Below are 6,048 nucleotides of genomic sequence, written 5' to 3' on the forward strand. Positions count from 1 at the left end.
TCGCGCTCGATCTTGGCGATGGCGTCGATCTCCTGCTGCGCGCCGGCCTTGTCCTTTCGCGATGCGAAGGCGACAGCGCGCGCATAGTGGTACATCGTGGTCACGATCACCGCGTCGTCGGGCGGCGCAGCGAGCTTGAGGATGGTGTCGGCATCGCTGAACTGCGCATGCGTGGTGAAGGGCGAGGCCTTGATGGGCTGCAGGATCGGAAAGGCCTTGACCAGTTCGGCCGACACCGAGGCGTCCAGCTTCGAGGCGGCGCCGATGGCCGTCTTGGCGTCGCCGCCCATCTGCGCCGACACCATCACGAAATGGATGTTGTGCGGGTAGTAGGCCGTCTTGTACAGCGGGTCGGAGGGCGAGGTCTTGAAGTATTGCTCGTCGACCCGGATCGCCTTGCGATTGGCCTCCAGCGACTCGCGGTACATGCCGACGCGGTAGTAGATGTGTGCCGGCATGTGCACGACGTGCCCGGCACCGGGCATCTGCGCTGCGAGCCGGTTGGCGTAGGGCAGGGCCTTCTCGGGCTGCGTGGACGCCTCCACCGCATGGATATAAAGGTGGATCGCGCCCGGATGGGCCGGGTTGCGCTTGAGCACGGTCTCCAGCGCACCGACGATGTCCGCGCCACGTCCCTTCGGCCTGGCCCCGCCGGCCTCCCAGTAGTCCCAGGGCTGGGTGTCCATGGCGGCCTCGGCATGGAGCGCCTGGATCGTGTCTTCGGCCGGGTAGCGCTCGGCCACCGCCTTCATCGCGTCGGCATAGGCGGCGTCCAGCCCGGAGCGGTCGGCCTGCGGCTGCTCGGCATAGCGCTTCTCGAGCGCCGTGATCAGCGCCTGCTCGCGCGCGGACGCGCTCGCCTTGAGCGCAACCGCCTTGGCGAGCGCGGCGAGTGCCGGGGCGTTGGCCTCCGGCATCATCGGCACGTTGATGTTGGGGCCGAGCACGAGCGCCTCGCCCCAGAAGCACATGGCGCATGCGGGGTCCAGCTTCTGCGCGGCCTGGAACGCGCGCTGGGCCTCGGCATGGTTGAAGCCGAAGGACAGGCGCAGGCCCTGGTTGAAGTAGGCCTGGGCCCTTGGGGAGCGCGTGCTGATCCTGAAGGCGAGCGAGCCGAGGTTGTCGTAGAGCGGAACATCCCCGCCCGCGGCCTTCATCGGCTGCGGCTGGAAGGGCGCGGTCTCGGTCTTGACGCGCACCAGCGCCTTCAGCAGGGCGGGCGGACCGGCGACCACCGGCCCGCAGGCGCGGCCCGGTTCGGAAAGCAGGGGGTCGAAGGCAGGTGTCCCGTCGCGGCCCGCGCCGACCTCGTCGGCAACGAGCAGGCTGCATGAAGCAAGGGCGCAGGCGGCCAGCGCGGGCAGCCTCTGGCGGAAGGGGGCTCGATACGACATGGCGGTTTCCTTCTCCGAGTCGAGCAGGCGCCGTGTGCGCCGCCCGACGAGTTGCTGGGCCGGTCGAAGGAAAAAATTCTGCTCGCCTGTCGGGGCGGGCGCAATATGCCGAAGGCTTCAGAGGCTGGGCTCGCTGCCCTCCGGCGCCGAGCGCATCGCATTCGCCTGAAGCCGCGCATACAGCCCGTCCAGCGCCATGAGCTGCGCATGGCTGCCTTGCTCGACGATGCGTCCGTGGTCCATCACCACGATGCGGTCGGCGTGCTGGATGGTCGAGAGGCGGTGCGCGACGATCAGGGTGGTGCGGTTGCGCATCAGCCGCTGCAGCGCCTCCTGGACCAGGCGCTCCGATTCCGTGTCGAGCGCGGAGGTCGCCTCGTCGAGCAGCAACACCGGCGCATCCTTGTAGAGCGCGCGCGCGATGGCGAGGCGCTGCCGCTGGCCGCCCGAAAGCTGGGTCGCGTTGTGGCCCAGCACCGTGTCGATGCCATCGGGCAGGCCCTCGACGTGGACCGACAGGTTCGCGGCTTCGACGCAGGCGGCAACGCGATCGCGGTCGAGCTCGGCGCCCAGTGCCACGTTGGCGGCCAGCGTGTCGTTGAGCATGACCACATCCTGGCTGACCATCGCGAACTGCGACCGAAGGTTCTTGAGCTGCCAGTCGCCGACATCGTGCCCGTCGAGCAGCACCTGGCCCGCGCTCGGCAGCACAAAGCGCGGCAGCAGGTTGACCAGCGTGGTCTTGCCCGAGCCGGAGGGGCCGACGAAGGCCACCACCTCGCCGGGCGCGAGCGTCAGGCTGACGCCGTCCAGCGCGCGGGCTTCCTCCTCGCCGCGGTAGTTGACGCGCACCGCGCGCAGCTCGATGCGGCCCGCCACGCGCGGGACCTGGAAGCTGCCCTGTGGTTCAGGCGGCACCTCGTCGATCAGCGCGAGGCCGCGCTCGAGTGCCGCGAGGCCGCGCGTGATCGGGCTCGTCATGTCCGCGAGCCGGCGGATCGGCGCGATCAGCATCAGCATGGCCGTGATGTAGGCGACGAAGCCGCCCACCGTGAAGCCCTGCTTGCCGCTTTGCCACAGCGCGATCATGACCACCGCGGAGAGCGCGACCGCCGCGACGATCTGGGTCAGGGGCGTGGTCGCCGCGGAGGCGATGGTGGACTTCACCGCCAGGCGGTGGAGGTCGTGGCTCAGGCGGTCGAAGCGCTGGATCTGGCCGGCCTCGGCGTTGTGCAGCCGGACCATGCGATGGGCCAGCACGTTCTCCTCGACCACGTAGGCCAGTTCGTCGGTCGCCCGCTGGCCGAGCTGGGTGAGCCGGTAGAGCCGCTTGGAAAATGCCTTGATGATCCAGGCCACGCACGGCGCCAGCACGCCCACGATCAGCGTCAGCTTCCAGTTCAGATAAACCAGGTAGAGCAGCAGCGCGATCAGCGTGAAGCCGTCGCGCGACAGGCCCAGCAGCGCCTGCACCAGCAGCAGGGCGCCGGTCTGCACTTCGTAGACCACCGTGTTCGACAAGGTGCTGGCCGACTGGCGCGAGAAGAGGGCGAGTTCGGCCGCCAGCAGGCGCTCGAACAGCACGCGCCGCAGCCGTTGCATGCCCTCGTTGGCGATGCGCGCGAGCGCGTACTGCGAGACGAACTGCGCAAGGCCACGCACCGCGAACAGCAGGATGACGGCGGCCGGGATGACCCAGAGGGGGAGTTGGCCGCGCGTGAAGCCGCGGTCGAGCAGCGGCTTCAGCATGGCGGCCATCAGGGGTTCGGTGACGGCGGCGATGAGGGCGCAGACGAGGCCAAGGGCCCACCAGTGGCGCGAGCCTCCGAACCAGGTCATGAGTCGCGCGAGCCGGCGCGTGAGAGGAGGGCGCGCGGACTCGGCGGCGGGGGAAAGCTGCATGGCGGCGGATTCTAAGTTCTCGCCCTCCTGTAGGACCGCGCCGGTACATACACGTTTTGTGACGGCTGCTGCATCGCAATGTGTACCATGTGGCCTCGTTTCATCCGGGCTTGAAACTAAATTCCCGGAAAGCTCTCCGAACCGCATGAAAAAGCCGTTGCAAGAAATCTCCCCAACCCCTTCTTCATCGTTCTCCGTCCGCCGCACGTTGATTGCGGCTCTGGCTGCCTCCCCCTTCGCTCCCGCGTTCGCCCAATTCCGGGTGGAAGTCTCGGGCGTGGGCCTGACGCAGCTGCCGATTGCGCTCGCCCCCTTCAGGGGCGAGGATGCCTCGCCGCAGAAGATTTCCGCCATCGTGCAGGCCGACCTGGAACGCAGCGGCCAGTTCCGCGGCGTCGATGCCAGCGGCCAGTCGCTCGACGAAGGCTCCCGCCCCGACTTGAGCCTGTGGCGCCAGCGCACGGCCGATTCCCTGGTGGCGGGCAGCGTGACCCGACTGGCCGACGGCCGCTTCGACGTGAAGTTCCGCCTCTGGGACGTGGTGCGCGGGCAGGACCTGGGCGGCCAGAGCTACACCGTGCCACAGGGTGACCTGCGCCTCGCCGCGCACCGCATCGCCGATTACGTCTACGAAAAGCTGACCGGCGAGAAAGGCATCTTCTCGACCCGCATCGCCTACGTGACCAAGGCCGGCAGTCGCTACAACCTGTGGGTGGCCGACGCCGACGGCGAGAACGCGCAGGCCGCGCTCGCGAGCCCGGAGCCGATCATCTCGCCCGTCTGGTCCTCGAGCGGGGCGCAGCTGGCCTACGTGTCCTTCGAGTCGCGCAAGCCCGTGGTCTACGTACACAGCGTGGCCAGCGGGCAGCGGCGGCTGGTGGCCAATTTCAAGGGCAACAACAGCGCGCCAGCCTGGGCGCCCGACGGCAACACCCTGGCAGTCACGCTGAGCCGCGACGGGGGCTCGCAGCTCTACACCATCCCCTCGGGCGGCGGCGAGCCGCGGCGCCTCACGCAGAGCAGCAGCATCGACACGGAGCCGGTGTACTCTGCCGACGGCGGCACCCTCTACTTCGTGAGCGACCGCGGCGGCGCGCCGCAGATCTACAAGATGAGCGCCGGCGGCGGCAACCCCACGCGCGTGACCTTCAGCGGGACCTACAACATTTCTCCCTCCGTCAGCGCCGACGGGCGGTGGTTGGCCTACATTTCGCGGGTGGGCGGCGCCTTCAAGCTCCACGTGATGGAACTGGCGTCCGGCAATGCCAAGGCGCTCACCGACACCACTGCCGACGAGAACCCGAGTTTCGCCCCCAACAGCAAGCTGATCGTCTATGCCACCCGGCTGGGAGGCCGCGAGGCGCTGATGACGACCACGCTCGACGGAAAAATCAAAGCGCGACTGGCCGGGCAGGCAGGAGACATCCGCGAACCGGACTGGGGTCCGTTTCAAAAGCAATGAATGATTAACCTGAGGAGTTCGAAATGTTAAGACGTACGATTTATTCGCTGGCCATCGTGGCGCTCATCGCCGGGTGCTCGTCCGGCACCAAGCTCAACGATGCGCCGGTGGTGGATCGCTCGGGGGGGGCGGGCTCGGGTGGTGGCGGCGCGGCCAGCGGCGTGGCGCCAGTCACCATCGACCCCAACGCGCAGACCGCGCAAGGCCCGGTTGGCGTGGCGCGCATCGTCTATTTCGACTTCGACAGCTACACCATCAAGCCCGAGTTCCAGTCGCTGATCGACGGCCATGCCCGCTTCCTGAAGGCCAACCCGCAGCGCCGCATCGCAATCGAAGGCCATACCGACGAGCGCGGCGGCCGCGAGTACAACCTGGCGCTGGGGCAGAAGCGGTCCGAGGCCGTGCGCCGTGCGCTCAACCTGCTCGGCGTGTCGGACAACCAGATCGAAGCCGTGAGCTTCGGCAAGGAAAAGCCGGCCGCGCAGGGCACCGGCGAAGACGCGTGGGCGCAGAACCGTCGCGCCGAGATCACCTACCGTCGATGATGCGAGGATTCGTTGCCCCGCTGCGCGGCGCGGCCCTGGTCGCCGCCCTGCTGTGCGCCTCGTTCAGCGCGCAGGCTGCGCTGTTCGAGGACGACGAGGCGCGGCGTGCCATCCTCGATCTGCGGCAGCGTGTCGAGGCCATGCGCCAGCAGGCCGAGCAGCGCCAGAACGAGGAGAACGCGCAGCTGCGTCGCAGCCTGCTCGAACTGCAGACGCAGATCGAGCAGATGCGCGGCGAACTGCAGCGCATGACCGGCCAGAACGAGCAGCTGACGCGCACCATCACCGAGATGCAGCAGCGCCAGGGCGAGATCGACGACCGGCTCAGGAAGAGCGAGCCTTCGAAGGTGACGGTCGACGGGCGCGAGTTCTCGGCCGATCCGCGCGAGAAGGCCGACTTCGAAGCCGCGCTGGGCATCTTCCGAGGCGGCCAGTTCGCGCAGGCGCAGACGGCCTTCGCCGAGTTCGTGAAGCGCTATCCGCAGAGCGGCTACAACGCCTCGGCGCTTTTCTGGCTCGGCAACGCGCAGTACGCCACGCGCAACTACAACGAGGCGATCGCCAATTTCCGCTCGATGCTGTCCTTGGCGCCCGACCATGCGAAGGCGCCCGAGGCCGTGCTGTCGATCGCGAACTGCCAGATCGAATTGAAGGACACGCGTGCCGCCCGCCGCACGCTGGAAGACCTGACCAAGGCTTACCCGCAGTCCGAGGCGGCGCAGGCCGGCCGCGAGCGTCTCTCGCG

The 6,048-nt window shown here is 68.4% G+C and carries 5 protein-coding genes; 3 read left to right on the plus strand and 2 right to left on the minus strand.

Annotated elements, in window-relative coordinates; genetic code table 11:
* Positions 1-1,394 (minus strand): tetratricopeptide repeat protein (locus tag APY03_RS37140; RefSeq protein WP_232324557.1); only part of this gene is annotated, 1,394 nt, incomplete at its 3' end.
* A 117-nt stretch (positions 1,395-1,511) separates the two neighbouring features.
* Complete coding sequence (gene msbA / locus APY03_RS37145) at positions 1,512-3,296, minus strand: lipid A export permease/ATP-binding protein MsbA (protein ID WP_068685414.1); 1,785 nt, start codon at positions 3,294-3,296, stop codon at positions 1,512-1,514.
* A 145-nt stretch (positions 3,297-3,441) separates the two neighbouring features.
* On the opposite strand from msbA, the gene tolB reads away from it, so the two are divergent.
* The 3 genes from tolB to ybgF all read left to right on the plus strand — a co-directional run.
* Positions 3,442-4,758: a Tol-Pal system beta propeller repeat protein TolB gene (tolB, locus tag APY03_RS37150; RefSeq protein WP_174262752.1), complete on the plus strand. Its 1,317-nt coding sequence runs from the start codon at positions 3,442-3,444 to the stop codon at positions 4,756-4,758.
* A 23-nt stretch (positions 4,759-4,781) separates the two neighbouring features.
* Entirely contained in the window at positions 4,782-5,303 is a 522-nt protein-coding gene (pal, locus tag APY03_RS37155; RefSeq protein WP_068685416.1) for a peptidoglycan-associated lipoprotein Pal, read from the plus strand.
* A partial coding sequence (gene ybgF, locus APY03_RS37160) for a tol-pal system protein YbgF (protein WP_157103519.1) occupies positions 5,303-6,048 on the plus strand: 746 nt, incomplete at its 3' end. The genes pal and ybgF, both read left to right, overlap by 1 nt.

Source organism: Variovorax sp. WDL1 (assembly GCF_001541225.1).
Classification (GTDB): Bacteria; Pseudomonadota; Gammaproteobacteria; order Burkholderiales; family Burkholderiaceae_C; genus Variovorax.

What these genes read in the sequence shown, in the direction of transcription:
- msbA (WP_068685414.1), bottom strand. Translation starts at nt 3,296, where the DNA reads ATGCAGCTTTCCCCCGCCGCCGAGTCCGCGCGCCCTCCTCTCACGCGC.
- tolB (WP_174262752.1), top strand. Translation starts at nt 3,442, where the DNA reads ATGAAAAAGCCGTTGCAAGAAATCTCCCCAACCCCTTCTTCATCGTTC.
- pal (WP_068685416.1), top strand. Translation starts at nt 4,782, where the DNA reads ATGTTAAGACGTACGATTTATTCGCTGGCCATCGTGGCGCTCATCGCC.